Genomic DNA, 22734 nt, shown 5'->3' with positions numbered 1-22734 from the left:
TCGCCTCGCTGCGGTAGCAGCTCTTGTCACTGCCGCCCGCGCAGCGCGCCGGTGCGGCCATCGTCGTCGTCCGCGGCGCGGTGGCCGCGCTCGCTCCCCCGGCTACCGCAGGGAGGTGTCCCCGGCTCACGGTGCGACTCCTATCGCGGAAAGTCCGGTCTCCTCGGGGAGGCCGAGGGCGATGTTCATGCTCTGCACCGCGCCGCCCGCGGTGCCCTTGGTGAGGTTGTCGATGGCGCTGATGGCGATGACGCGATCGGCTGTCTCGTCGTACGCCACCTGGACCTGGACGGCGTTGGAGCCCTGGACGGACGCCGTGGCCGGCCACCGCCCCTCCGGGAGGAGGTGGACGAAGGGCTCGTCGGCGTACGCCTTCTCGTAGGCGGCCCGCAGGTCGTGCGCGGTGGTGCCGGGCCTCGCCTTGGCGCTGCACGTGGCGAGGATGCCGCGCGACATGGGCGCGAGGGTGGGCGTGAACGACACGGTGACGGGCTCCCCCGCGGCGGCGGCGAGGTTCTGCGCCATCTCCGGGGTGTGCCGGTGGCCGCCGCCGACGCCGTACGGGGACATGGAGCCCATGACCTCGGAGCCGAGCAGGTGCGCCTTGGGCGCCTTGCCCGCGCCGGAGGTGCCGGACGCGGCGACGACGACCGCCTCGGGCTCGGCGAGGCCGTGGGCGTACGCCGGGAACAGGGCGAGCGACACGGCGGTCGGGTAGCAGCCGGGCACCGCGACGCGCTTGGACCCCTCCAGCGCGGTGCGCGCGCCCGGCAGTTCGGGCAGGCCGTAGGGCCAGGTCCCGGCGTGCGGGGAGCCGTAGAAGCGCTCCCAGTCGGCGGGGTCCTTCAGCCGGAAGTCGGCGCCCATGTCGATGACCAGGACCTCGTCGCCGAGCTGCTCGGCGACGGCGGCGGACTGGCCGTGCGGGAGGGCGAGGAACACGACGTCGTGCCCGGCGAGCACCTCGGCGGTGGTCGCCTCCAGGACGCGCCCGGCGAGCGGGAGGAGGTGCGGCTGGAGCGCGCCGAGCGGCTGCCCGGCGTTGGAGTTGCCGGTCAGCGCGCCGACCTCGACGCCGGGGTGCGCGAGCAGCAGCCTGAGCAGTTCCCCGCCCGCGTACCCGCTCGCTCCCGCCACTGCCACTCGTACCGTCATGGACCCTCCTTCTGGATGGCATGACTATACGTATGCATGCAGCTTTATGCAATGAGCGGTCGAGGATCCGCCTCCCACCCGCGCGAACACGTTCCGTAGTCGTCGGCTCCGGCACGTCATGGGTGCCGGGGTACCGGATCGAGGGCGGGTGCCGGAAGGTGGTGGCATGTGGGTCGAGCGAGTGATCGAACTGACCGGGTGGGAGCCGCTCGGGATCTCCGAGGACTGGGCGGCGGTCGAGGAGGAGCTGGGGGTTCCGCTGCCGCCCGACTACAAGGAGCTCTACGAGGCGTTCGGCGGCGGCGTCTTCAGCGAGTGCGTCCACTTCATGGGGCGCGACGAGGGCGTCGCGTTCGACTTCCTGGCGCAGTGGCGGGTCTCCCTGGCGGTCGACCGGGACAGCAGCCTCGGAAGCGTCTCCGCCGTCGAGCCGTACGCGATCTACGCGCCGGGCGGCACGGGGCTGGTCCCCTGGGGCGCCACCGAATGGGCCGACGAGTACTTCTGGATGATCGACGCCGGCCAGCCCGGCGACCACTCCGTCCTCGCGCGGGCCGACGGCGGCACATGGCACCGGTACGCCATGTCCATCTCGGAGTTCCTGTACCGGGTCCTCGCCGATCCGGCGTTCCTGCCTTTCGGGATCGCCCGGTACGGCCTCGACGCGACGTTCGAGCCCGCTTCGGGCGCCGACGCGTGACGGGGTGCCAGGGGCGGGGCGTGACCGGGACGCCGACCGGGGCGTGACGGCGCGTCGGGCAGTGCGAAGCGGCGCGCCACGCGGCCCGTACGGGCAACGGCAACGCCGTTACGAAGATCGGATGGGACCGATCAAGCAGTTCCAGGTCACCTTCGACTGCGCGGACCCCGAGCGCGTCGCCCGATTCTGGTGCGAGTCCTGGGGTACGTCGTACCGCCGCCGCCGGACGGGTTCGCCACCTGGGACGATTTCCACCGCGCGCAGCCGCCCGAGGAGCGGGGGTCGTGGTTCGCCTGCGTCGACCCCTCGGGGGTGGGCCCGCGCCTGTACTTCCAGCGCGTTCCCGAGGGCAAGACCGCCAAGAACCGGGTACATCTCGACGTGCGGGTCGCGACCGGACCTCGTGGGCGAGGAGCGACTCGCCGCGCTGGAGGCCGAGTGCGCACGGCTGATCCCGCTCGGCGCGGTGCGCGAGCGACTGCTGTACGACGGCCACGACGCGTGCATCGTGATGCGGGACGTCGAGGCAACGAGTTCTGCCTCGACTGACGGTCGGTCAGGACGGGGCGAGGACGCAGAACTCGTGACCCTCCGGGTCGGCCAGGCACGTCCAGGGGACCTCGCCCTGACCGACGTCGAGGGCGGTGGCGCCGAGGCCCCGGAGCCGCGCCACCTCCGCCGCCTTGTCGTCCCCGGCGTACGGCAGCAGGTCGAGGTGGACGCGGTCGGGCACCGTCTTCACGCCGGGCGTGCGGAGGAACTCCAGGTACGGCCCGACGCCCTGGGCGGAGCGCAGCACCGCGCGGTCGTCGGTCACCTCGTGCAGGGCCCAGTCCACCGCGTCGCCCCAGAACCGGGCCATGGCCCGCGGATCGGCGCAGTCCACCACCACCGCGGCGACCGGCCCGGTGTCCCGGTAGACCTCCCGGGGCTCCAGCACGCAGAACTCGTTGCCCTCCGGGTCGGCGAGGACCGTCCACGGCACATCACCCTGGCCCACGTCGGCGGGGGTCGCGCCGAGGGCCTTCAGGCGCGCGACCAGCTCCTCCTGATGGGCCGCGGAGGTGGTGGCGAGATCGAGGTGCAGACGGTTCTTCACCGGTGACTTGGGGTCCGGGACGGGGACCACGTCGATGCCGACGGCGACCGGGTCCGGCCAGACGAGCCCGCCGCCGGGCCCGACGTAGGTGGTCACGCCGGGGTTGTACGCGCTCCAGCCGAGCGCCTCCGCCCAGAACCGGCCGACCGCCGCCGCGTCGAGCGCCTTCACGTTCACCTGGACGGGTCGCAGTGCCATACCGGCGATCCTATGCACCCGCTCGGACTCCGCCCGCCGCACCCGGTCGTGCCGAGGCCTTCGCCCGGGCCACGGCGGCGCAGCCCCGGCCGGACCCCCCTCCCGGCGTCGCGGCCGTACGGATCACCGAGCCCCGGATCGCGCACCGCGTCGGACTCCTCCACCCCCGCACCCCCGCCGGGGGGCCGCCGAACTCGCTGAGGCTTCGCGCCGCGCACAGTGCGGCCCGGCCCGGGGCGGTCGGCGGGACGGGCGCGCCTGGCGGCGGGCACGGGCCGTAAATCGCGGGGCGGACGACGGGCGCAGGGCGTGGACGCGGGACGGGCGACGGGCGCAGGGGCCGGGCCGCAGGGCATCGGCGCGGGGTGCGGGAAAAGGACGGAAGGCGGGGTGCCGGGTGTGCCAGGCTGAGCGGCGACCGCACCGTGCGGACCCGACACCCCCTCAGCCGCCGCAGGAGCGCCCGATGCCCACGCCGCCACGCCTCATACCGCTGCTCGAGCAGTTCGACTTCGCGCGCCGGCGGCTCGCCGACCGGCTGACGGGTCCCGTCATGGACAGCGGCAACGGCACGGACGTCGAGGTCGGCCCGATGACGGACGCGGAGTACCTCTGGGAGCCGGTGCCCGGGTGCTGGTCGGTTCGGCGACGCGCGGACGGTCCGGGGCCGCGTGCGACGGCGCTGACCGGCACGGGCGACTGGGGGCGCGACACCGCGCCGGCCCCGCACCCCGTGCCGCCGCCCTTCACCACGATCGCGTGGCGCCTGAGCCACCTCAGCGAACTGCTGGCCCTCCGGGCCGACCACACGTCGGGCACCCACTCCCTGACCAGGGACGACTACCGCACCAGCGGAGACGCGGCCGGTGCGATCGCCGAGTTCGACACGGCCGCGACGGCCTGGCGCGGCGCCCTGCTCGCCACCGACGACCGCGCCCTGGACACGGTGGGCCACAGCACGTATCCCCACGGCAGCGACCCCGAGGACCCGTTCGTCGACATCGTCTGGTGGGTCGACCAGGAACTGCTCCACCACGGCGCGGAGATCGCGCTGCTCCGCGACCTGTACCGCTCCCGCCCCTGACGGCCGGGAACCGGCTCAGGCGTCGAGCGCACCATGTCGACGGCGGTGAACAGCGGGCTCAGCCGCCCGCTGCGGAGCGTACGAGCTGCCGCATCACGGCGGGCGGCAGGGCCGGGTTGGCGGCCGCCGCTTCCGCCACCTCCTCGTCCGGGTCGGCCAGCAGACCGACCAGGACGTGCGGGGGCAGGGCCGGGTGGGCGGCGGCAACGCGCCGAGCCCGCCGGTCGGCGAGGCAGGCCAGCAGCGCCGCGGGAGACGCGTTTCGGTGCCGGGCCACCTCCTGGAGGGCCTTGCGCACCGGCGGCTGACGCAGCGCCAGGTCCTCCAGGAGCGGAGGCGGGGCGTCCGGGTTGCCCGCCACCCCCGCGACGACCTGGTCTCCGTGCCGGTCCAGCATGGCCCTGAGCGTGGCCCCGGACAGGCCCGGGTGCCGGGCGGCGGACTTCACCACCTTGGCGTCCGTGTCGGCCGCGAGCGCGTCCCGGATGTCGTCCGGCAGGTCGCGCCGCTCGGCCAGGAGCGCTCGTACGGCCGGATCCGGCGCCGTCGCCAGCGTCTCCACCTCGGCGGGAGAGGCGGCGGCTATCCGCGGCAGCAGCGTCGTGCCGGTCCTCACGGCACCGGCCAGGGACATGAGCACGTCGAGCGGCACGCGGGGGTTGAACGCCAGTCCGCGTCGCACCTCCGGGTCGCGGTCCGCGGCGAGGAGACGCGTCAGGGCCTCGCCGATCACGGGATTCGCCGCGACCTCGGCCCGGACACCCGGGGCGGGATCACCGGCGAGCCGCCCGCACACCCAGCGCGGCAGGTCGGTGCGGGCGGCGAGCTGTCGGCGCAGCAGCGTCGAAGGGTGGTCGGCGAAGCCGACGACGGCGGCGGCCGGTGTGGCCGGGTTGGCGAGCGCCCTCACGTACATCTCGTGGGCGGTGGACTGGTGCGAGCCGTCGCACGCCGCGCCCGGCCGCAGAACGCAGTCGGGCCGGGCGCAGTGCGGGTCGTGGAGGAACGGCGTGGCCTCCCGGTCGCAGACCGCGCACCGCCGCGCGGGCGGCAGCCCCTCCCCCGTCACCAGGGCCGCCAGCACGTTCGGCGGCGTGGCCTCGTTGGCCGCCACCGCGCTGCGGACCTCGGCGTGCGGGTGGCGCGCGAGCCGTGCCGCCACGTCGCCGGTCGTCCACAGCGCGAGTTCGGCGACGACGCGTACGTCCGGGTCGGCGGCGAGCGTCTCCACCACGTCGGGCGGGAGGCCGGGGCAGGCGGCCAGCCTCTCCCGGTGCTCCACGACCGGGTGCGCGGCGAAGAGGCGGGCCCACCGCGGGCTGCCGGTGCCCTCGTCGAGCAGGGCGAGGGCGGCGTACGGCTGGGCGGCGGGATCGATGTCGGCGGCGGTCAGCCTGCCCGAGTGAGCGAGCCCTGCCGCTGTTTCGTCGGCGTGCGCGGCGAGCGCGACCGCCTGCGCGTGTCCGAGGTCCTCGCGCGCGGCCAGAGCGTCGGTGACATCGGCGCACCCGGTCCGGGTGAGCCGGTCGATCAACTCGGGCGGCAGGGCCGGGTTGGTGGCGAGAGCGCGCAGGAGAGGGTTCACGGGGGCATCCTGCCCGGGCCGCGGCGAGGGGGCTCGCGGATTCCGCCGGGTGGATAGCGTGGGCGCATGGATGAGCTGAACGGGGTGGAAGTCGTCGTCTTCCGGGACGCCGGGGCGTTCGAGGAGTGGCTGGAGCGGCACCACACGCGCCAGGAGGGCGTGTGGGTGAAGGTGGCGAAGAAGAAGTCGGGCGTCCCGTCCGTCACGGACGCCGAGCTGGTGGACGTGGGGCTCTGCTACGGCTGGATCTCGGGACAGCGCAGGGCGTACGACGAGACGTACTACCTCCAGAAGTACGTGCCGCGCCGTCCGCGCAGCCTGTGGTCCCAGGTCAACGTGGACCGGGTCGCCGAGCTGACCGCCGCCGGGCGCATGCGGGAGCCGGGCCTCGCCGAGGTGCGCAGGGCGCAGGAGGACGGGCGGTGGGCCGCCGCGTACGAGTCCCAGCGGACGGCGACCGTACCGCCCGATCTGGCGGCGGCGCTCGACGCGGCGCCCGGGGCCCGCCAGGCGTTCGAGGCGCTGGACCGCACGGCCCGGTACCTGGTGATCCTGCCGCTGCTCCAGGCCCGCACGCCCGGGGCGCGGCAGGAGCGGCTGGAGAAGGCGGTACGGGAGCTGGGCGCGCGGCCGCGCTGAAGGGGTATTGGGCGAGCGGTACGGGCCGGGGCGGCGCGGTGTGTCGCGTTCGGCGTTCGCGGCGCGGCGCGGTGGGCGTGCCGGTGCGGTGGGTGGGCGTGTCGGGCGGCGGGGACTCGCTACGATCCGGGGGCCCTCACCCCGTGTTCGTGTTCTCGGGAGGAACAACGTGGCAGCGTCCCCGGAGGCGAGCGTGCTCGCCCGAATGGCCGATCTCGTACGCGCGATGCCCGCCGACCAGGGCGGCGCCCTGTGGCGGCTCCCCGTCCAGGAGCGGCAGCTCGACGCGAACGTGGTGCGGCTCGCCCCGGGTGCCGAGGTGGCCGTCCACGTGGAGCCCGACTTGGACGTGCTGGTGTTCGTGGTGAGCGGCCAGGGGCGGCTGGAGACGGGCGGCGGGGCGGAGCCGGAGGCTCTGGAGGCCGGGTGCGTCGTGTGGCTGCCGTGCGGCGCCCGGCGGGGGCTGGCGGCGGGGCCGCACGGGCTCGACTACCTCACGGTGCACCGTCGGCGTCCCGGTATGACGATCGGCCGGGCGGGCGGGGCCGAGCGGGAGCGGGGCGGTGAACCGGCGTGTCTGCTGGACCGGGTGTGCCCCGAGTGCGGCCGCCTGGCGCCCGAGGGGGCCGAGGTGCGGTACTGCGCCCGGTGCGGGACCGCCCTGCCGGAGCGCTGACGGCGACCGCGAGGAGCTGCACGGCACCGGCCGTCAGGAGGGCACCCGGCAGTGAGGCGTCCGCGAGCGGGCCCGCGACCGCCGCGCCGAGCGCGAAGCCGCTGGTCTTCAAACTGGCGCCGGTCGTGAAGACCTGGGCGCGCAGCCGGGGCGGCGCCTCCCGGTGCCGGACCGCGAACAGCGCCGTCAGCTGCGGCCCCTCCCCCAGGCCGGCGAGCACCGCGGCCGCAACCAGCGGGGCGGGGTGACCCGCGGCAGCGGCGAACAGCAGGGCGGCGCCCTGGAGGAGCGTCGCCGCGCGGAACACCGACTCGGGGGCCGGCTGCCCGGTGAGCCGCGCGAGCAGGGCGTTCGCGGCGAGGGCGGAAGCCGCGAGTACGGCGAGGAGCAGCGCCCCGTACCCGGCCCCGCCGAGGTACCGCTGGCCCAGCAACGGCGTACAGGCCACCAGGACGCCCTGCCCCGCGCAGGACACCACGGACGCGGCGGTCACCCGGCCCAGCACCGGCGTCCGCACCAGCGCCCGGAACCCGTCGCCGATGTCTGTGGCCAGGCGGCCGGGCGGGGTCGGCGTACCCGAGGCGGGCGGGGCCGGTGCGGCGGCTGACGGGCGCGGGACGGCGGTGGCGGCCAGGGCGAGGAGGGCCGCCGCTGTGAGGACGGCGGGTCCGGAGCCGTACGACATGGCTGCCCCGGCGACGAGGGCGGGTCCGGCGAGGGCCGCCATGTGGAAGGTCATCGCGTCGAGGGCCGTGGCGCGGGGCAGGGCCGCCGGGGCGGCCACGCGGGGCAGCTGGGCCGTCCAGCCGCCCGACAGGGCCGGGGCGAGCGGCCCGGAGACGGCCGCGATCACGAGCGGTACGGCCGCCGGGGCGCGCCCGAGGCACACGAGTACGGCGACGAGGCACGTCGCGTAGCCCGCGAGCGCCCCGGCGAGCAGCCGTTCCGGGCGCGCCGAGCGGTCGAGGAGGGCGCCCAGGACGGGGCCTGCGACGGCGGCGGCGGCCGTGCTCGCGGCGAGCAGGGCGGAGGCGGTGGCGGACGATCCGGTGGCGGCGAGCCCGGCCAGGAGCAGCGCGGGCCCCGCCATCTCGTCGCCCGTACGGGCCAGGGCGGCGCCGGTCGCGTACCACGCGAGGGCGTAACGGTCTCTCACGCCCGGCACGTTACGTGCGTAACGGAAAACCACACCAGATGCGTTACATTGCCGGGGTGTACGCCGATGACCGCTCGTCCCGCCACTCGGTGAGGGCCGTCGCCCGCCGCACCGAGGCCCTCGTCAACGCCCTCACCCGCGACGACCCCGCGCCCGACGCGATCGCCCGGCTGCTGCGGGAGCACGGCGAGGACGAGCCGGTCAGCGTGTCCGGGCGGGATGTGGCGGAGATGCGGGACGCGGCGCTCGCGCTGCGCCGGGTGTTCGCGGCCGACGGGCTCGACGCGGCCGTCGCGGAGCTGAACCGGCTCCTCGCGCGGGGCCCCGGCCCGCTGCGGCTCACCTCGCACGGCGGCGGCAGCCCCTGGCACCCGCATCTGGACGCGTCGGACGACGCCCCGTGGGGCGAGTGGTTCCTGGCGTCGTCGTGCCTGTGCCTGACGGTGCTCGTGTGGGACCGTCAGCGGCCGCCGGGCGGGCTGTGCGCGGCGCCTGGCTGCGGGCGGGTGTATCTGGCGCTGGGCAGCGGGGTGCCGCGCCGGTACTGCTCGCGGCGGTGCGCGACCCGCGAACGGGTGGCCGCGCACCGCCGCGCCAGGTCCGCCGGGGCGGAGGGGACCGCCGGGGCGCGGGGCGCGGCGGAGGCGGCCCGGAAGGTCAGCGCTTGACGGCGCGCAGCACCACGAACTTCGGGTCGCTGCCGACGACCTCGCAGTTGCCGAACACGCGGCGCAGCGTCACGTGGTAGCCCAGGTGCCGGTTGCCGACGACGCGCAGTTCGCCGCCGCTGCGCAGGACGCGGCGGGCGGCGGTGAACATGCGGCGGGCGGTCGCGTCGGTGAGCGCCTGGTGGCTGTGGAACGGCGGGTTGTTCAGGACCACGTCGACCGAGCCGTCCGGCACGTCCGCCGTGCCGTCGCCGACGACGAAGCGGGCCTTCGTGCCGGGCGGGGCGGACGTACGGAACGTCTCCTCGGCGGAGGCCACCGCCTGGTACGACTCGTCCGTGAGGATCACCTCGGCGTCCGGTTCCCCGACCGCGACGGCCAGGCCCACCACGCCGTTGCCGCAGCCCAGGTCGAGGACGCGGGCGGCGCCGAGGCCGGTCGGCAGGTGCGCCAGGAACAGGCGGGTGCCGATGTCGAGGCGGTCGGCGCAGAAGACGCCCGCGTGGTTGACGACGGTCCGTCCGGCCACCGCCGGGGCGTCGCCGGGCAGGGCGTACCGGTGCGGCCACGGGTTGGCGGGGCGGTGGAGGGCCGGGTCGGGGGTGCTGTGGATGAGCCGGGCCTTCCTCACCGCGAGGGAGGTGCGGGTGGGGCCGACGATCCGCTCGAAGAGGGTGAGCGTGGAGGTGTGGATCTCCTTGACCATGCCCGTGCCGATGACGGCCGTCCCGGCGTGCAGGGCGGGCGCGAGGCGGTGCAGCTGGTCCTCCAGGAGCGCCAGGCTCTTGGGAACGCGGACCAGCAGGACGTCGATCCGGGCGGGCGGGGTGTCCTGGGTGGTGAGGAGCCGTACGCGGTCCTCCGGGTGGCCCGCGCGCGCGAGGTTGGCGCGGGTGGCCTCGCGGCCGAGGTACGAGTCGGTGATCTGGACCAGCCCGGCGGGGAACGGGTGGCCGGCCAGGGCGGTGGTCAGCGCGCCCCAGCGGTCGCCGACCACGGCCACGGTGCCCTGGAGCGGCGGGGCGTCCGGCTCGGCGAGGTGCCGCAGCAGGTACTCGTCGGCGGCGTCCCAGGCGCGGAGCGGGTCGCGGGGGTGGTCGGGGAAGCGGGTGAGGGCGAGGTCGCCCCAGGCCGTGGACAAACGGTTCATCGTGAGGTTCAGGCTAGCGGGTGCTGCCGCGGCCGGCGGGCGCCCGGCCCGGGGACGGCTGCCGCGACCGGCGGCGCCCGTGCGGGTTCCGCCGCCCTTGGGCGCCCTGGACGAGGACCTCGCGCGAGCGCGTGGCCGCAGCGGCACCCGCCTGGTGGCCGGGCTACCGGGGATCCAGGATCATCCAGCGGCGCGGGTCGTCCAGGGGCCTGAATCCGATGTTCTCGTACACGCCGTGGGCGTCCTCGGTGGCCAGCATGACGCGGCTCAGACCGTGCGGGGCGAGGTGGTCGCGGACCGCCGCCACCAGCGCCGTGCCGAGCCCGGCCCCGCGCGCCGCCGGCTCGACGTAGACGTCGCAGAGCCACGCGAACGTCGCGAGATCGGTCACCACGCGCGCGTAGGCGGCCATCTCGCCGCTGCGCGTGTCGTACGCGCCGAAGTTGAGCGAGCCGTCCACGGCCCGGTCCTGCTTCTCCCGGCCGCGCCCGCGCGCCCAGTACGTGTCCGTCGACAGCCATTGGTGGATGCGGGTCCGGTCGAGACGGGCAGGGTCGGTCGAAATCTCGTACGAGCCGAAAGCGATCGTCTCCGTCATGGTCGAACGTTTGCAGGGCGCAGCCCCGTTGTCAGTGGCGGGTGCCACGATCGGAGACATGAACGCGACTGCTGCCGACTACCGCTGGCTCGGCGACCACTGCCCGGAGCTCATCGAGGCGTACTGCCTGACGCTGGTCCACGCGGTCTCCCCCGAGGAGGCGCTGCGGCGGTTGCGGGCGCGCGCCGACGGGCGGGTGACGGGCATACCCGCGCTGGTCGAGGCCGCGGCGGAGGCGTGGAAGGAGTCCGGGGGCGAGCGGCACTTCCTGGGCGTCTGCGAGGTGGACGGCTGGACGCTGGTGGTCGAGCCGAACGGCTATCTGGGCAGCCTCGACGAGGCGGCCGTCCCCCTGTCGCGCGACACCGAGCTGGTGACGCACTTCCGGAACGTGAACGCGGTGGACCACTTCAGCCGGTACGTGGACGGTGAGCTGCGGCTGCACTTCGAGCCGCTGTTCCCGTACGCGCGGGACGGCGCCGACCCGGACGGGGCGGTGGCACTGATGCGGGAGGTGGGCTTCGACCTGCGCGAGGACGACGGGGACCTGGAGGCCACGACGGAGGCGGCGTTCGCCCTGGCGGAGCGGATGACGGGGGTGCGGCTGACGCCGGAGCTGCTGGACGGGGCGGAGTTCCGGACGGGGTCGGTGCCCGTCTTCTGAGCCGTGCGCCGCGGTCTCGAGTGACGCGGGACACACCTGCGGACGTAGACTCCCAGATACGGATAATCCGGCGCGAGGAGGTCACTCCCGATGGAAGCAACCGTGGGCGACAAGCTGCTGGTGCACGGCCGGGTGGTCGGGCAGCACGACCGCACGGCCGAGATCGTCGAGGTCCTCGGCGACCACGGCCACCCGCCGTACCGCGTCAAGTTCGACGACGACGGGCACGAGGCCGTCGTGTCCCCGGGCCCGGACGCCGCCGTACGTCACAAGGGGGAGTTCAAGGCGCGCCCCTGACCGCGCCCGCGCGTCACCAGCCCGGAGGGCGGACCGGCGTCGGATAGTGGTCGGCCACGACCCTGGCCATCGCCCCGATCCGGTCCGCGACGACGTCCCGCGCGCCGAAGAAGGCGTGCCCCAGCACCTGGTCGTGGTCGGCTGCGAAGGTGAGGTGCCGGGACAGCTCGGCCGGGTCCTGCCACGGGGCGGGCGCCGCCGGGTCCCCGGCCCGGTACAGGCCCTCCCCCACGTACAGATGGACGCCCGTGCCGCGCACCACGTCGTTCCACCACGGGACGAGCGCGGCGTAGTCGGCGGCGCCGAAGCCGATGTGCCAGTAGAGCTGCGGGACGACGTAGTCGATCCACCGCTCCTTGATCCACTTGCGGGTGTCGGCGTGCAGGTCGTCGTACGTCTGGAGGCCGCGCGTGTCGGAGCCGAGCGGGTCGGTGGTGGCGTTGCGCCAGATCCCGAAGGGGCTGATGCCGAACTTCACGCCCGGCTTGACCGCCCTGATCCGCGCGGACATCTCGCGGACCAGCAGGTCGATGTTGTTCCGCCGCCACGTGGCGCGGTCCGGGAAGCCGCCGCCGTGCGCCTCGTACGCCGCGTCGTCGTCGAAGACCTGCCCGGCGACCGGGTACGGGTAGAAGTAGTCGTCGAAGTGGACCGCGTCGAGGTCGTAGCGGCGTACGGCGTCGAGCATCGCGTCCTGGACGAAGCGGCGGACCTGCGGCAGCCCCGGGTTGTAGTAGAGCTTCCCGCCGTACGGGACGGCCCAGTCCGGGTTGCGGCGCGCCGGGTGGTCGGCGGCCAGCCGGGACGGGTCGGCGTGGACGGCGACGCGGTACGGGTTGAACCAGGCGTGCAGTTGCAGGCCCCGCCGGTGGGCCTCCGCGACGGCGGTGCCGAGCGGGTCCCAGCCGGGGTCCCGGCCCTGGACGCCGGTGAGGCACTGGGCCCACGGCTCGTACGGCGACGGCCACAGCGCGTCGGCGGTGGGCCTGACCTGGAGGATCACCACGTTGAGGCGGCGCTTCACGGCCTGGTCGAGCAGGGCCGTCAGCTCGGCGCGCTGCTCGGCGGCGGACAGCCCGGTGCGGGAGGGCCAGTCGCGGTTGGTGACCGTCGCCACCCACATCCCGCGGAACTCCTCCGCCCGCAGGCCCCCGCGCCGGCCCTTGCCGTCCCCGCGCCGGTCCCCGTCACCGCCCCGGCCGCCGTGGCCGTGCCCAGTGCCGTTGCCGTTTCCCCAGGGGCCCGCCGCGCCCGTCGCGTCCCCGCTGACCAGCAGGGACGCCACCAGCCCCGTCGCCCCCGCGACCAGTCCGCGCCGCCCGATGCCGCCACCCTTGTGTCCCATGTGTCGCCCCAGCCTTCCCGTCGTACCCGGCCCCGCCCACGCGCCGTGATCGTTTCGGGCGCTTCGTCCCCTGTGCACTCTATGAGACGGGAGCGGGTGCCCCGGACCGTATGACCGTCTCCGGGGGAGCATGCCCGGCCCGGACGCCCGCCGATCCGCGCGAACGGAGTAACGTCGTGGGGTCGAGGCGGGAAGTGCCGGAACCATACGGCCGCCCCGCCACCCGAAGATCAGCGAAAGGCACGAGGTGACGGACTCAATGGCCGACATTGCACGCGTCGGAGTGGTGGGCTGCGGTCAGATGGGCGCGGGCATCGCGGAGGTGTGTGCCCGCAGCGGCCTCGAGGTCAAGGTGGCCGAGACCACCGGCGAGGCGCTGGAGATCGGCCGTACCCGGCTGTACAACTCCCTCGACAAGGCCGCCCAGCGCGGCAAGATCAGCGAGGAGGAGCGTGACGCGACGCTCGCCCGCCTGAGCTTCACCACCGACCTCGGCGAGTTCGCGGACCGCGACCTGGTCATCGAGGCGGTCGTCGAGAACGAGCAGGTCAAGACGGAGATCTTCCAGGTCCTCGACCAGGTGGTGACCCGGCAGGACGCCATCCTGGCGTCCAACACGTCGTCCATCCCCCTGGTGAAGCTGGCCGTGGCGACCTCCCGCCCCGACCAGGTCATCGGCATCCACTTCTTCAACCCGGCGCCGGTCCAGCAGCTGGTCGAGCTGATCCCCGCGCTGACCACCTCGGAGGGCACGATCAGCCGCGCCCAGGCCGTCGTGGAGAAGGTGCTCGGCAAGCACGCGATCCGCGCCCAGGACCGGTCCGGCTTCGTGGTGAACGCGCTGCTGATCCCGTACCTGCTGTCCGCGATCCGGATGTTCGAGTCGGGCATCGCCAGCCGCGAGGACATCGACAACGGCATGGAGATGGGCTGCGCCCACCCGATGGGCCCGCTCAAGCTGTCCGACCTGATCGGCCTCGACACGGTCGCCTCGGTCGCCGACTCGATGTACGCCGAGTACAAGGAGCCCCTGTACGCGGCGCCCCCGCTGCTCCAGCGCATGGTGGACGCGGGCCGCCTGGGCCGCAAGACGGGCTCGGGCTTCTACGTCTACTCCTGAGCCGTACGCGCACTCCTGAGCCGTACGTCCGCTCCTGAGCCCCTCGTGTGCTCCTGAGCCGTGCATGTGCTCCCGGGCCACCGGGGGTCGGCGCCCACCGCTCCGGCCCCCGCGCTCACGCCCGCCGGCGGCCGTCCGCGCCACCGGCCGTCAGCCCAGGCGCAGGTGGTGGAGCATCAGCAGGCCGGCCGCCATGTTGGCGGCCGGGACCTCGCCCCGGGCGACCATGTCGGGGACCAGCTTCAGCGGTATCCACGCGCGGCGCGTGGACTCGATGGCGTCCTCGGGCTCGCCCACATAGGTGGCCTCCTGCGACCAGTACAGATGGTGCCGGGCGTCGGTGAGGCCGTTCGACGGCTCGACGGTCATCAGGTGCCGCAGCGGGCCGGGCCGCCAGCCGGTCTCCTCCTCCATCTCGCGCGCCGCCGCGGCCTCGACGTCCTCGCCGTCCTCCACGACCCCGGCGGCCAGCTCCCAGCCCCAGGTGTCGGTGATGAAGCGGTGCCGCCACAGGAGCAGCACCTCGTTGGCGTCGTTGACGGCGGTGGCCACGGCGACCGGGCGGAGCCGGATGAGGAAGTGGTCCAGGCGCCGCCCGTCGGGGAGCCCGACATCCGCCAGGTTCACCCGGAACCACGGGTTCTCGTACACGGTCGTCTCGCCGAGGTTCGTCCACCGCACTGTGCCGCCACCTTCCTGTCGGAGGCAATATGGCAGCAGTCGGCCCGTCACAGGGGAACGCGCAGCGCGGCGTCGATCTTTTCGGCCGTCTCCTTCGCGTCACCCGACCCACTGGCCACCAGATGGTCCCGCACCTCCCGCAGACGGCCCCTGAGCCGCCGCGACTCCATTCCGCGGGCCCGCTCGGTCATCTCCGCGGCCGTCAGCGCGGCTCCGTCGGGCTCGCCCTGGCGCAGCTGGATCTGGCTGAGAATCGCCAGCCGGTGCACCCGTCCCCGGTCGTGCGCCGGAGTGCGGACGGCCGCGGTGGCGTTCTCCCGCGCGCCGGGCAGGTCGCCCAGGCTCAGCAGGGCCTCCGCCGCCCGCACGTTGACCAGGCCGGGCTGGACGTACCCGGTCTCGTCCGGCTCGTGCCCGGGCCGGATGCGCTCCGCCTCCCGTTCCGCGCGCTGGACGCAGCGCAGCGCCGCCGTGCCGTCGCCGAGGTGCGCGTACGCCTTGGCCTGCATCGCGTACAGGTCGGCGGTGAGCGCCGGGGTGACGCACCGCCCCGCCGAGCGCAGCGCCGCCTCCGCGAACGCCACGGCCTGCCGGAACTCCCCCATGAACAGCGCCTGGTTGACGAGCAGCGCGATCACATAGGCGCCCAGGCCCCGGTCGCCGCTGGCCTTCGCCAGGCGCAGCGCCTGGTGGAAGTAGCGCTGCGCCAGGCCCAGTTCGTCGGAGTCGTACGCGCAGATGCCCGCCACCGCGACCAGGCCGCCCGCCGCCCGGTGCAACTGCCGCCCCAGCGCGTCACCGTAGGAGCCGCGCAGCAGCGGGGCCGTACGCGCGTTGAGGAACCCGACGACCCGGGCCCGGGTCGCGATGCCGCCGGCCCTGCGGTACATCAGCTCGTAGTGGGCGCGGGCCGCGCGGAGCGTCTCGATGTCCGAGGCGCTGACGCGGGTGGGCCCGCCGCGTGACACATCGGCGTCGTCCGGCGGGTTCTCCCACTCCCAGACCGGCAGCACGGCGGGCGTCCCGGTGACCGCCGCGACGCCGAGCAGGTGCGGGCGCCGCTGCTCGTCCGACCGCCACAGGGCCGTCGCCCGCTCCACGAACCCGGCCAGCGGCGTCCCGTGGCCGAGGGCCGCCTCACCGCCCGGCACGCCGAGGCCGATGTCGTCCAGGGTGACCGGGCGGCGCAGCCGGGCGGCCAGCACCTCGCAGATCAGGTCGGGCACCCGGCCGCGTGGCCGCTGCCCCTTCAGCCAGCGCGCGACGGCCGTGTGTTCGTACCGCAGCGCCAGGCCGTGGGCGCGGCCCGCCCGGTTGACGTGGGCGGCCAGGCCCGCGTGGGACATCCCCGCCTCGTCGAGCAGGGCGTCGAGCAGGGTGTTGGGCTGCATAGGGGTCCCTCGGGGTGCCGTGCCCCGCCGGGCGCCCGCACACGGGGTGCCCGATTCGCACGGGGTGTGAACGAAGTGCCGGTATCCGTGCCCCGCGCGCGCTTCCGTCATGCGGTGGGGCCCGGTTGACTCGATGTCTCTCAGGAGGCGGCCGGGCCGCCGGCTCCCCCTCGTACAGACGGCGGCCCGGCCGCGCGCCACCCGCCCCGCCGGCCCGCCCGACACATATCGGCGCGGCGGGTGGTGCCGGTCCGCACCGTCCGGTCCAGCCGCTATCGGGAGGACGGTGCGGGCCGGGTCGGGCGCGGGCCGGGTTTCCCGGGCTGCGCCGGGACGAGGAGGCGCTCGGCGGGCGCGCGGTCGTTGCGTACGACGACGAAGGCCACGTCGTCGCCGAGGTGGCCGCCCGTGTACGCCAGCAGCGCCGCCCGTACGTCGGCGATGACCGCGTCCGGTGTCAGCGCGGGCCGTCGCGCGACCCGGCCCAGTACGGCCTCCAGCGGGAAGAACCGCCCGTCGGCGTCCCGCGCCTCCGCCGCGCCGTCCGTGTGGAGGAACAGCGCCTCGCCCGGCAGCAGCCGGTCGCAGCGCCGTACGGGCAGGGTGTCGGGCAGCGGGAACGCGCCGAGCGGCGGCAGCGGCACCCCGGCCGCGAGCGGCTCCGCGTCGTCGTGGCCGAGCCGGTACGGCCAGGGGTGGCCGCAGTTGAGGACCAGCACGTCGCCGTTGTGGTGGATGTCGAGCAGCAGGACGGTGACGAACTCCTCGGCGGGGCCGCCCGACGCCGGGTGCCCGGGCCCCTCGTCGCGGTCCCGCTCCCCCACGTACCGCTGGAGGGCCCGGTCGAGCCGCCGCAGCAGTCCGCCGAGCCCCGGCTCCTCGTACGCCGCCTCCCGGAAGCTGCCCAGGACGGCGGCGACGGCGCCGAGGGCGGCCAGCCCGTGGCCCCGCACATCGCCGATGATCACGCGCACGCCGTAGGGGGTGGCGACCGCCTCGTACAGGTCGCCGCCGACCACCGCGCCCCGCACCGCGGGCAGCTGCGTCCCGGCGATGGCGAGGCCGTCGAGGCGGGGCGGCAGGGGGCGCAGCAGGACCTGCTGCGCGGCGTGGGCGATGGCCTCGATCTGCCGCAGCTCGCGGCGCAGGTCGCGGCAGAGGCCCATCACGAGGCCCGCGCCGACGGCGAAGACGACGGCGCTGCCGGCGATGCGCGTCGCCATGTCGTCCTGCCGGGCCAGCGGGCAGGTCAGTTTCCACGTCACGGCGACGGCACCCCACAGTGTCGGCAGGGCCAGCGGGGCGAGCGGGCAGGCGCTCCCCGCGCGGGGCCTTCGGGACCACCTACGGATCATGCGGACCGCCCTTCTTCAGGCCCCTTGTCGCGGTCGGGACGATTCTGTCGATCGTCCCGTCCTGCGGGGAACGTCCACCAGGCTTCTCACTCGAATGAGTGAGCAACCGTGCGCACGCCCCCAGCGCCCTCGGAGCCTTCGGCCGCAGGGAAAGCGGAAGGGGCACGTCCGGCGGTCCGGACGTGCCCCTTCATGTGCCGGCGACGGATGACGGTGGCCGCCCACGGCGCGGTCAGGCGCCGCGCAGCACCGCCCCGGTGCGCTCGGCGGCGAGCGCCACGGCGGCGTCGCGGGCGGCGGTGGCCTCGTCGACGGTCAGCGTGCGGTCCGCGGCGCGGAACCGCAGCGCGTACGCCAGGGACTTCTTGCCCTCGCCGATCTGCTCACCGGTGAACGTGTCGAACAGCCGGATCGACTCCAGCAGCTCGCCCGCGCCCTCGGTGAGGTGGCGCTCCACCTCGGCAGCCGGCACGCCCTGGTCCACGACCAGCGCGACGTCCTGCGTGGCCACGGGGAACGTGGAGATGCGCGGGGCGCGCGCCGGACCGGCGGAAGCCGCCTCGACCAGGTCGAGGTCGAGCTCCATGGCGCAGGTGCGGGCGGGCAGGCCGAGCGCCTTGACGACGCGCGGGTGCAGCTCACCGGCGTGGCCGGCGGTCCGCTCGGCGCCGTCCACGACGACGACCAGCTCGGCGCAGCGGCCCGGGTGCCACGGCCCGTACTGGCCCTGGCGGACGATCAGCTCGGCGCCGGCCTCGCGGGCGACGGTCCGGGCGGCCTCGACCGCGTCGGCCCAGTCGCCCGGGCGGCCCTTGCCCCACCAGCCGGCCTGCTCGCGCGCCCCGGCGAGGACCACGGCGGCGTGCCGGGGCTGCTCGGGCAGGACGGCGTCGACCCCGGCGAGCTCCGCGTCGGTCGGGCGGCGGTCCACGGGCAGCCGTACCGCGACACCCGGCTCGGCCGGGGCGTGGAAGACGAGGCCGGTCTCGAAGAGGGCCAGGTCGTGGCTGCCGCGGCCGTCGTTGCGGCGCAGGGCGGCGAGGAGGCCGGGCAGCAGCGTGGTGCGCAGCGCGGGCTCCTCGTCGGAGAGCGGGTTGACGAGCTTGACGACGCGGCGGGCCGGGTCGCCCGCCGGGAGGTCGAGCTGGTCGAGGACCTGCTCGCTGATGAACGGGTAGTTCAGCGCCTCGACGTACCCGGCGCCGGCCAGGGCGCGGCCCACGCGGCGGTGGGTGCGCTGGCGCTCGGTGAGCCCGCGGCCCGCGGGCGGCTTGGGCAGCGTGGAGGGGAGGTTCTCGTAGCCCTCCAGCCGGATGACCTCTTCGGCGAGGTCGTTCGGCTCGTTGAGGTCGGGGCGCCAGGACGGGACGGTGACGACCAGCTCGTCCTGCCCGTACACGTCGCAGCCGATCTCCTGGAGGCGGCGGACGACGGTCTCGCGGCCGTAGGAGACGCCGGCGACGCGGTCGGGGTGGTCGGCGTGCATGGCGACCGTGCGGGGGGCGCTCGGCGCGATGATCTCGGTGACCCCGGCCTCGGCCGTGCCGCCCGCGAGGAGGACCAGCAGGTCCACCGTGCGCTGCGCGGCGGCGGCCGCGGCCTGCGGGTCCACGCCCCGCTCGAACCGCTTGGACGCCTCGGAGGACAGCTTGTGGCGGCGGGCGGTGCGGGCGATGGAGATCGCGTCGAAGTGCGCGGCCTCGATGACGACCTCGGTGGTGCCGCGGACCTGGCCCGTCTCGGGGTCGGTCTCGGCGTCGGCGATCTCGGTGTTGGCGCCGCCCATGACACCCGCGATGCCGATGGGGCCGCGGCTGTCGGTGATGACGAGGTCGGCCGCGTCGAGGACGCGGACGGTGCCGTCGAGGGTGGTGATCTTCTCGCCGGGCTCGGCGCGGCGCACGCCGATCGGGCCGTCGAGACGGCTCCGGTCGTACGCGTGGAGCGGCTGGCCCAGTTCGAGCATCACGTAGTTGGTGACGTCGACGGCGAGGGAGACCGGGCGCATGCCGGCCTTCTGGAGGCGGCGCTGGAGCCAGATCGGGGACCGGGCCTCGGGGTCGAGGCCGACGACGGTGCGCGCGGTGAAGCGGGAGCAGCCGACGGGGTCGGTGACCTGGACGGGGTAGCCGTACGAGTTCGGCGCGGGCACGTCGAGGAGCGCCGGGTCGCGCAGCGGCAGCCCGTACGCGATGGCCGCCTCGCGGGCGACGCCGCGCATCGACAGGCAGTAGCCGCGGTCGGGCGTGACGGCGATGTCGAGGACCTCGTCGTACAGCTCGAGCAGGGCGGTGGCGTCGGTGCCGACCTCGTGCTCGGGCGGCAGGACGATGATGCCCTTGGTGCCGTCGTCGCCCATGCCCAGCTCGTCGGAGGAGCAGATCATGCCGCGGGACATCCGGCCGTACGTCTTGCGCTCGGCGATGCGGAAGTCGCCGGGCAGGACGGCGCCGGGGAGGGCCACGACGACCTTGTCGCCCTCGGCGAAGTTCCGGGCGCCGCAGATGATCTCTTGGGGCTCGCCGGTGCCGTTGGCCTGGCCGACGTCCACCGTGCAGTAGCGGATCGGCTTCTTGAACTCGGTGAGCTCCTCGATGGTGAGGACCTTGCCCACCACGAGGGGGCCGGTGAGGCCGGCGCCGAGCTGCTCGACGGTCTCGACCTCCAGGCCGGCCGAAATCAGCTTGGCCTGTACGTCACGGCCGGACTCCGTCGCCGGCAGGTCGACGTACTCCCGCAGCCACGAAAGCGGGACCCGCATCAGATCTCCATCCCGAACGGCCGGGTGAACCGGACGTCACCCTCGACCATGTCTCGCATGTCTTCGACGTTGTGGCGGAACATCAGCATCCGCTCGATGCCGAACCCGAAGGCGAAGCCGCTGTACTTCTCCGGGTCCACGCCGCAGGCGATGAGCACCTTGGGGTTGACCATGCCGCAGCCGCCGAGCTCGATCCAGCCCTCGCTGCCGCAGGTGCGGCAGGGGCGCTCCGCGTTGCCGACGGACTCGCCCCGGCAGACGTAGCAGAGCATGTCCATCTCGGCGGACGGCTCGGTGAAGGGGAAGAAGTTCGGGCGGAGCCGGGTCTTCATGTCCGGGCCGAAGAGGGCCTGGACCATGTGGTCGAGGGTGCCCTTGAGGTCGGCCATGGTGAGGCCCTCGTCCACGGCGAGCAGCTCGATCTGGTGGAAGACCGGGGTGTGCGTGGCGTCGAGCTCGTCCGTGCGGTAGACGCGGCCGGGGCAGACGACGTAAACGGGGGGCTCGCGGTCCACGAGCGTGCGCGCCTGCACCGGGGAGGTGTGGGTGCGCAGCACGATGCCGGACTCGTCGCCCCGGGTGCCTTCCGGCCCCTCGACGAAGAACGTGTCCTGCATCTGGCGGGCCGGGTGGTCGGGGACGAAGTTGAGGGCGTCGAAGTTGAACCACTCCGCCTCGGCCTCGGGGCCCTCGGCCACCTCGTAGCCCATGGAGACGAAGACGTCCGCGACGCGCTCCATGAGGGTGGTGAGCGGGTGCCGGGCGCCGGCCGGGGTGCGGTCGTAGGGGAGGGTGACGTCCACCGCCTCCTCGACCAGCACACGGGCGTCGCGCTCGGCCTCCAGCTCGGCCTGGCGGGCGGCCAGCGCCTTGGACACCGCGCCGCGCGCCTGCCCGACGCGCTTGCCCGCCTCGGCCTTGGCCTGCGGGGGCAGGGCGCCGATCTCTCGGTTGGCGAGGGCGAGGGGCGAGGTGCCGCCGGTGTGGGCGACCTTCGCGTGGGCGAGCTCGTCGAGGTCACCGGCGGCGGCGAAGGCGGCGAGCGCCTCGTCCCGCATGCGCTCGATCTCTTCCGGTTTCAGTGCCTCGACCTGGACTGGGTCGTACGACTTGTTGGGTGCCGACATCTCTTCCCGTACTTCCGAATGGGCTGGCTGGGGCCCCCGCTCGACGACCGAGGACGCAAAGGTGCCAAAGGTTGAGTCTAACGGGGTATGGCTGTCGCGTTTGAGCCCGTGGGGCGGGGCCGGGTCCGGACCGGCGGGGTCAGATCCCCTGGTTCAGGTATGCGGGGGCGCCCACGGGCAGGGTAAAGCGGAACTGGGCGCCGCCCGCGGGGGCGCGGCCGACGGTGATGGCGCCGCCGTGGGCCTCGACGAGGCCCTTGACGATGTACAGGCCCAGGCCGGTGCCGCCGCGGGTGCTGCCCCGCCAGAAGCGGGTGAATACACGGCCCATCGACTCCTCGGGGATGCCGGGGCCTTCGTCGCTCACGGTGACCGCCGTTCCTTTCTCGCCGTCCCGGGCCGTGGTGGGTGCCACCTCGATGGTGACGGTTCCGGCGCCGTGGCGCACCGCGTTTTCCAGGAGGTTGCCCAGGATCTGGTCGATCTTGTCGGGGTCGGCCCACAGGTCGGGCAGGGGACGGCGGACGCGGACGAAGAACCGGTCGGGGGCCAGGCCGCGGGCGGTGAGGCCGTGGACGTGGCGGCCGACGGCGGCGGCGATGTCGACGGGCTGGCGGCGCACCTCCAGGCGGCCGGAGTCGATGCGGGAGATGTCGAGCAGCTCGGAGATGAGCCGGGTGACGCGGTGCGCGTCGGCGTCGACGGTCTCCAGGATGAGCCGCTTCTGCTCGTCGGTGAACCGCTCCCACTTGGCGAGGAGGGTGCGTGTGAAACCGCGGACGGAGGTGAGCGGGGAGCGCAGTTCGTGGGCGACGGTGGCGATCAGCTCGGCGTGGCTGCGCTCGTTGCGGCGGCGGGCCTCCGTGCCGCGGAGGGTGACGACGACGCGGCGGACCGGGCCGAGCGGCTCGTCGCGCACGTACCGGGCGGCGACGAGGACCTCGCGGCCGCCGGGCAGCAGCAGGTGCCGCTCGGGCTGGCCGGTGCGGGTGGCGAGGCCGCCGTACGGGTCGGTCAGCGGCCACCAGCGGTTGCCCTTGAGGTCCTCCAGCGGGAGGGCGTCCTCCAGGCGGCGGCCGAGGGCCCGATCGCGGGGCACGGCGGTGATGCGGACGGCCTTGGCGTTGAAGCACACGACCCGCCCGTCGGCGTCGGCGACGACCAGCCCGTCGGGCAGCTCGTCGGGGTCGTACGCGGACGGCGGGGCCGGGACGTGTGTTAACGCGGCGGCGCGGTCCTCCGCGTGACCGCTCGTGCGGAGCGACATCCCCGTACCCCCACCCTC

21 protein-coding genes and 1 pseudogene are annotated in these 22734 nt (G+C 74.8%); 9 read left to right on the top strand and 13 right to left on the bottom strand.

Going from position 1 to position 22734, the window contains the following annotated elements; genetic code table 11:
* Window positions 1–126: 126 nt before the first annotated feature.
* Entirely contained in the window at window positions 127–1155 is a 1029-nt protein-coding gene (argC, locus tag J116_RS23700) for an N-acetyl-gamma-glutamyl-phosphate reductase (protein ID WP_023589573.1), read from the bottom strand.
* 166 nt (window positions 1156–1321) lie between these two features.
* Here argC and J116_RS23695 point away from each other — a divergent pair, with 166 nt between their 5' ends.
* Window positions 1322–1855, top strand: coding sequence for an SMI1/KNR4 family protein (locus J116_RS23695; protein ID WP_023589572.1), 534 nt, complete (start codon window positions 1322–1324; stop codon window positions 1853–1855).
* 189 nt (window positions 1856–2044) lie between these two features.
* On the top strand, window positions 2045–2404 hold the full coding sequence (locus J116_RS28845; protein WP_394331494.1) for a VOC family protein: 360 nt from the start codon (window positions 2045–2047) through the stop codon (window positions 2402–2404).
* Window positions 2405–2411: 7 nt separating this feature from the next.
* On the opposite strand, the gene J116_RS23690 is transcribed toward J116_RS28845, so the two are convergent.
* Complete coding sequence (locus J116_RS23690; RefSeq protein WP_028964454.1) at window positions 2412–3152, bottom strand: VOC family protein; 741 nt, start codon at window positions 3150–3152, stop codon at window positions 2412–2414.
* A 466-nt stretch (window positions 3153–3618) separates the two neighbouring features.
* Here J116_RS23690 and J116_RS23685 point away from each other — a divergent pair, with 466 nt between their 5' ends.
* The gene (locus J116_RS23685; RefSeq protein ID WP_023589571.1) at window positions 3619–4236 is read left to right on the top strand and encodes a DinB family protein; all 618 of its coding nucleotides are present in this window, start codon (window positions 3619–3621) and stop codon (window positions 4234–4236) included.
* A 58-nt stretch (window positions 4237–4294) separates the two neighbouring features.
* On the opposite strand, the gene J116_RS23680 is transcribed toward J116_RS23685, so the two are convergent.
* The gene (locus J116_RS23680; protein ID WP_023589570.1) at window positions 4295–5821 is read right to left on the bottom strand and encodes a hypothetical protein; all 1527 of its coding nucleotides are present in this window, start codon (window positions 5819–5821) and stop codon (window positions 4295–4297) included.
* Window positions 5822–5887: 66 nt separating this feature from the next.
* On the opposite strand from J116_RS23680, the gene J116_RS23675 reads away from it, so the two are divergent.
* Together J116_RS23675 and J116_RS28840 are read left to right on the top strand one after the other, a co-directional pair.
* Window positions 5888–6460 carry a YdeI/OmpD-associated family protein gene (locus J116_RS23675; RefSeq protein WP_023589569.1) on the top strand — a complete coding sequence of 191 codons (573 nt, stop codon included), beginning with the start codon at window positions 5888–5890 and terminating at the stop codon, window positions 6458–6460.
* Between the two features lie 169 nt (window positions 6461–6629).
* Entirely contained in the window at window positions 6630–7136 is a 507-nt protein-coding gene (locus J116_RS28840) for a cupin domain-containing protein (RefSeq protein WP_079147797.1), read from the top strand.
* Here J116_RS28840 and J116_RS23665 read toward each other — a convergent pair.
* Window positions 7135–8292, bottom strand: a pseudogene (locus tag J116_RS23665) (MFS transporter); the annotation flags it as partial. The gene J116_RS28840 and the pseudogene J116_RS23665 overlap by 2 nt on opposite strands.
* A 38-nt stretch (window positions 8293–8330) precedes the next feature.
* On the opposite strand from J116_RS23665, the gene J116_RS23660 reads away from it, so the two are divergent.
* Window positions 8331–8960, top strand: coding sequence for a CGNR zinc finger domain-containing protein (locus J116_RS23660; protein ID WP_051203600.1), 630 nt, complete (start codon window positions 8331–8333; stop codon window positions 8958–8960).
* Here the strand turns inward: J116_RS23660 and J116_RS23655 are convergent.
* Both J116_RS23655 and J116_RS23650 read right to left on the bottom strand, forming a co-directional pair.
* The gene (locus J116_RS23655; RefSeq protein ID WP_023589565.1) at window positions 8950–10110 is read right to left on the bottom strand and encodes a methyltransferase; all 1161 of its coding nucleotides are present in this window, start codon (window positions 10108–10110) and stop codon (window positions 8950–8952) included. The two genes, J116_RS23660 and J116_RS23655, sit on opposite strands and share 11 nt — an antisense overlap.
* A 163-nt stretch (window positions 10111–10273) precedes the next feature.
* Window positions 10274–10708, bottom strand: coding sequence for a GNAT family N-acetyltransferase (locus J116_RS23650; protein ID WP_023589564.1), 435 nt, complete (start codon window positions 10706–10708; stop codon window positions 10274–10276).
* Window positions 10709–10766: 58 nt separating this feature from the next.
* On the opposite strand from J116_RS23650, the gene J116_RS29560 reads away from it, so the two are divergent.
* Entirely contained in the window at window positions 10767–11372 is a 606-nt protein-coding gene (locus J116_RS29560) for a DUF6461 domain-containing protein (protein ID WP_023589563.1), read from the top strand.
* Between the two features lie 90 nt (window positions 11373–11462).
* Window positions 11463–11669 carry a DUF1918 domain-containing protein gene (locus tag J116_RS23640; protein ID WP_028964453.1) on the top strand — a complete coding sequence of 69 codons (207 nt, stop codon included), beginning with the start codon at window positions 11463–11465 and terminating at the stop codon, window positions 11667–11669.
* A 13-nt stretch (window positions 11670–11682) separates the two neighbouring features.
* Here J116_RS23640 and J116_RS23635 read toward each other — a convergent pair whose 3' ends face one another.
* Entirely contained in the window at window positions 11683–13014 is a 1332-nt protein-coding gene (locus J116_RS23635) for a glycoside hydrolase family 10 protein (RefSeq protein WP_023589561.1), read from the bottom strand.
* Between the two features lie 259 nt (window positions 13015–13273).
* Here J116_RS23635 and J116_RS23630 point away from each other — a divergent pair, with 259 nt between their 5' ends.
* On the top strand, window positions 13274–14134 hold the full coding sequence (locus tag J116_RS23630; protein ID WP_023589560.1) for a 3-hydroxybutyryl-CoA dehydrogenase: 861 nt from the start codon (window positions 13274–13276) through the stop codon (window positions 14132–14134).
* 150 nt (window positions 14135–14284) lie between these two features.
* Here J116_RS23630 and J116_RS23625 read toward each other — a convergent pair whose 3' ends face one another.
* From J116_RS23625 to J116_RS23600, 6 genes are all read right to left on the bottom strand, one after another.
* Window positions 14285–14815, bottom strand: coding sequence for an NUDIX domain-containing protein (locus J116_RS23625; protein ID WP_023589559.1), 531 nt, complete (start codon window positions 14813–14815; stop codon window positions 14285–14287).
* Window positions 14816–14862: 47 nt separating this feature from the next.
* Window positions 14863–16206 (bottom strand): transcriptional regulator, encoded by a 1344-nt coding sequence (locus J116_RS23620; RefSeq protein ID WP_023589558.1) that lies wholly within the window; start codon window positions 16204–16206, stop codon window positions 14863–14865.
* Window positions 16207–16478: 272 nt separating this feature from the next.
* Window positions 16479–17561, bottom strand: a complete 1083-nt coding sequence (locus J116_RS23615; RefSeq protein ID WP_037946918.1) for a PP2C family protein-serine/threonine phosphatase — start codon at window positions 17559–17561, stop codon at window positions 16479–16481.
* A 232-nt stretch (window positions 17562–17793) separates the two neighbouring features.
* Entirely contained in the window at window positions 17794–20322 is a 2529-nt protein-coding gene (pheT, locus tag J116_RS23610) for a phenylalanine--tRNA ligase subunit beta (protein WP_023589556.1), read from the bottom strand.
* A complete protein-coding gene (gene pheS, locus J116_RS23605) occupies window positions 20322–21449 on the bottom strand; it encodes a phenylalanine--tRNA ligase subunit alpha (RefSeq protein WP_023589555.1) in 1128 nt (375 codons plus the stop codon). Before pheS ends, pheT begins: the two co-directional genes overlap by 1 nt.
* Window positions 21450–21588: 139 nt before the next feature.
* Window positions 21589–22716, bottom strand: coding sequence for a sensor histidine kinase (locus tag J116_RS23600; RefSeq protein ID WP_023589554.1), 1128 nt, complete (start codon window positions 22714–22716; stop codon window positions 21589–21591).
* Window positions 22717–22734: the final 18 nt, after the last annotated feature.

It is taken from the genome of Streptomyces thermolilacinus SPC6, from assembly GCF_000478605.2.
In the GTDB taxonomy this organism is placed as follows: Bacteria; Actinomycetota; Actinomycetes; order Streptomycetales; family Streptomycetaceae; genus Streptomyces; species Streptomyces thermolilacinus.
Note: the sequence above shows the minus strand (reverse complement) of the source record. Positions and strands in the feature narration are given on the sequence as shown.

Excerpts from the sequence above, each read along its gene's own strand:
- J116_RS23660 (WP_051203600.1), top strand. The coding sequence starts at position 8,331 with ATGCGTTACATTGCCGGGGTGTACGCCGATGACCGCTCGTCCCGCCAC.
- J116_RS23655 (WP_023589565.1), bottom strand. The coding sequence starts at position 10,110 with ATGAACCGTTTGTCCACGGCCTGGGGCGACCTCGCCCTCACCCGCTTC.
- argC (WP_023589573.1), bottom strand. The coding sequence starts at position 1,155 with ATGACGGTACGAGTGGCAGTGGCGGGAGCGAGCGGGTACGCGGGCGGG.
- J116_RS23695 (WP_023589572.1), top strand. The coding sequence starts at position 1,322 with ATGTGGGTCGAGCGAGTGATCGAACTGACCGGGTGGGAGCCGCTCGGG.
- J116_RS23650 (WP_023589564.1), bottom strand. The coding sequence starts at position 10,708 with ATGACGGAGACGATCGCTTTCGGCTCGTACGAGATTTCGACCGACCCT.
- J116_RS23600 (WP_023589554.1), bottom strand. The coding sequence starts at position 22,716 with ATGTCGCTCCGCACGAGCGGTCACGCGGAGGACCGCGCCGCCGCGTTA.
- J116_RS23640 (WP_028964453.1), top strand. The coding sequence starts at position 11,463 with ATGGAAGCAACCGTGGGCGACAAGCTGCTGGTGCACGGCCGGGTGGTC.
- J116_RS23675 (WP_023589569.1), top strand. The coding sequence starts at position 5,888 with ATGGATGAGCTGAACGGGGTGGAAGTCGTCGTCTTCCGGGACGCCGGG.
- J116_RS23620 (WP_023589558.1), bottom strand. The coding sequence starts at position 16,206 with ATGCAGCCCAACACCCTGCTCGACGCCCTGCTCGACGAGGCGGGGATG.
- J116_RS23635 (WP_023589561.1), bottom strand. The coding sequence starts at position 13,014 with ATGGGACACAAGGGTGGCGGCATCGGGCGGCGCGGACTGGTCGCGGGG.
- J116_RS23685 (WP_023589571.1), top strand. The coding sequence starts at position 3,619 with ATGCCCACGCCGCCACGCCTCATACCGCTGCTCGAGCAGTTCGACTTC.
- J116_RS29560 (WP_023589563.1), top strand. The coding sequence starts at position 10,767 with ATGAACGCGACTGCTGCCGACTACCGCTGGCTCGGCGACCACTGCCCG.
- pheT (WP_023589556.1), bottom strand. The coding sequence starts at position 20,322 with ATGCGGGTCCCGCTTTCGTGGCTGCGGGAGTACGTCGACCTGCCGGCG.
- J116_RS23615 (WP_037946918.1), bottom strand. The coding sequence starts at position 17,561 with ATGATCCGTAGGTGGTCCCGAAGGCCCCGCGCGGGGAGCGCCTGCCCG.
- pheS (WP_023589555.1), bottom strand. The coding sequence starts at position 21,449 with ATGTCGGCACCCAACAAGTCGTACGACCCAGTCCAGGTCGAGGCACTG.
- J116_RS23690 (WP_028964454.1), bottom strand. The coding sequence starts at position 3,152 with ATGGCACTGCGACCCGTCCAGGTGAACGTGAAGGCGCTCGACGCGGCG.
- J116_RS23630 (WP_023589560.1), top strand. The coding sequence starts at position 13,274 with ATGGCCGACATTGCACGCGTCGGAGTGGTGGGCTGCGGTCAGATGGGC.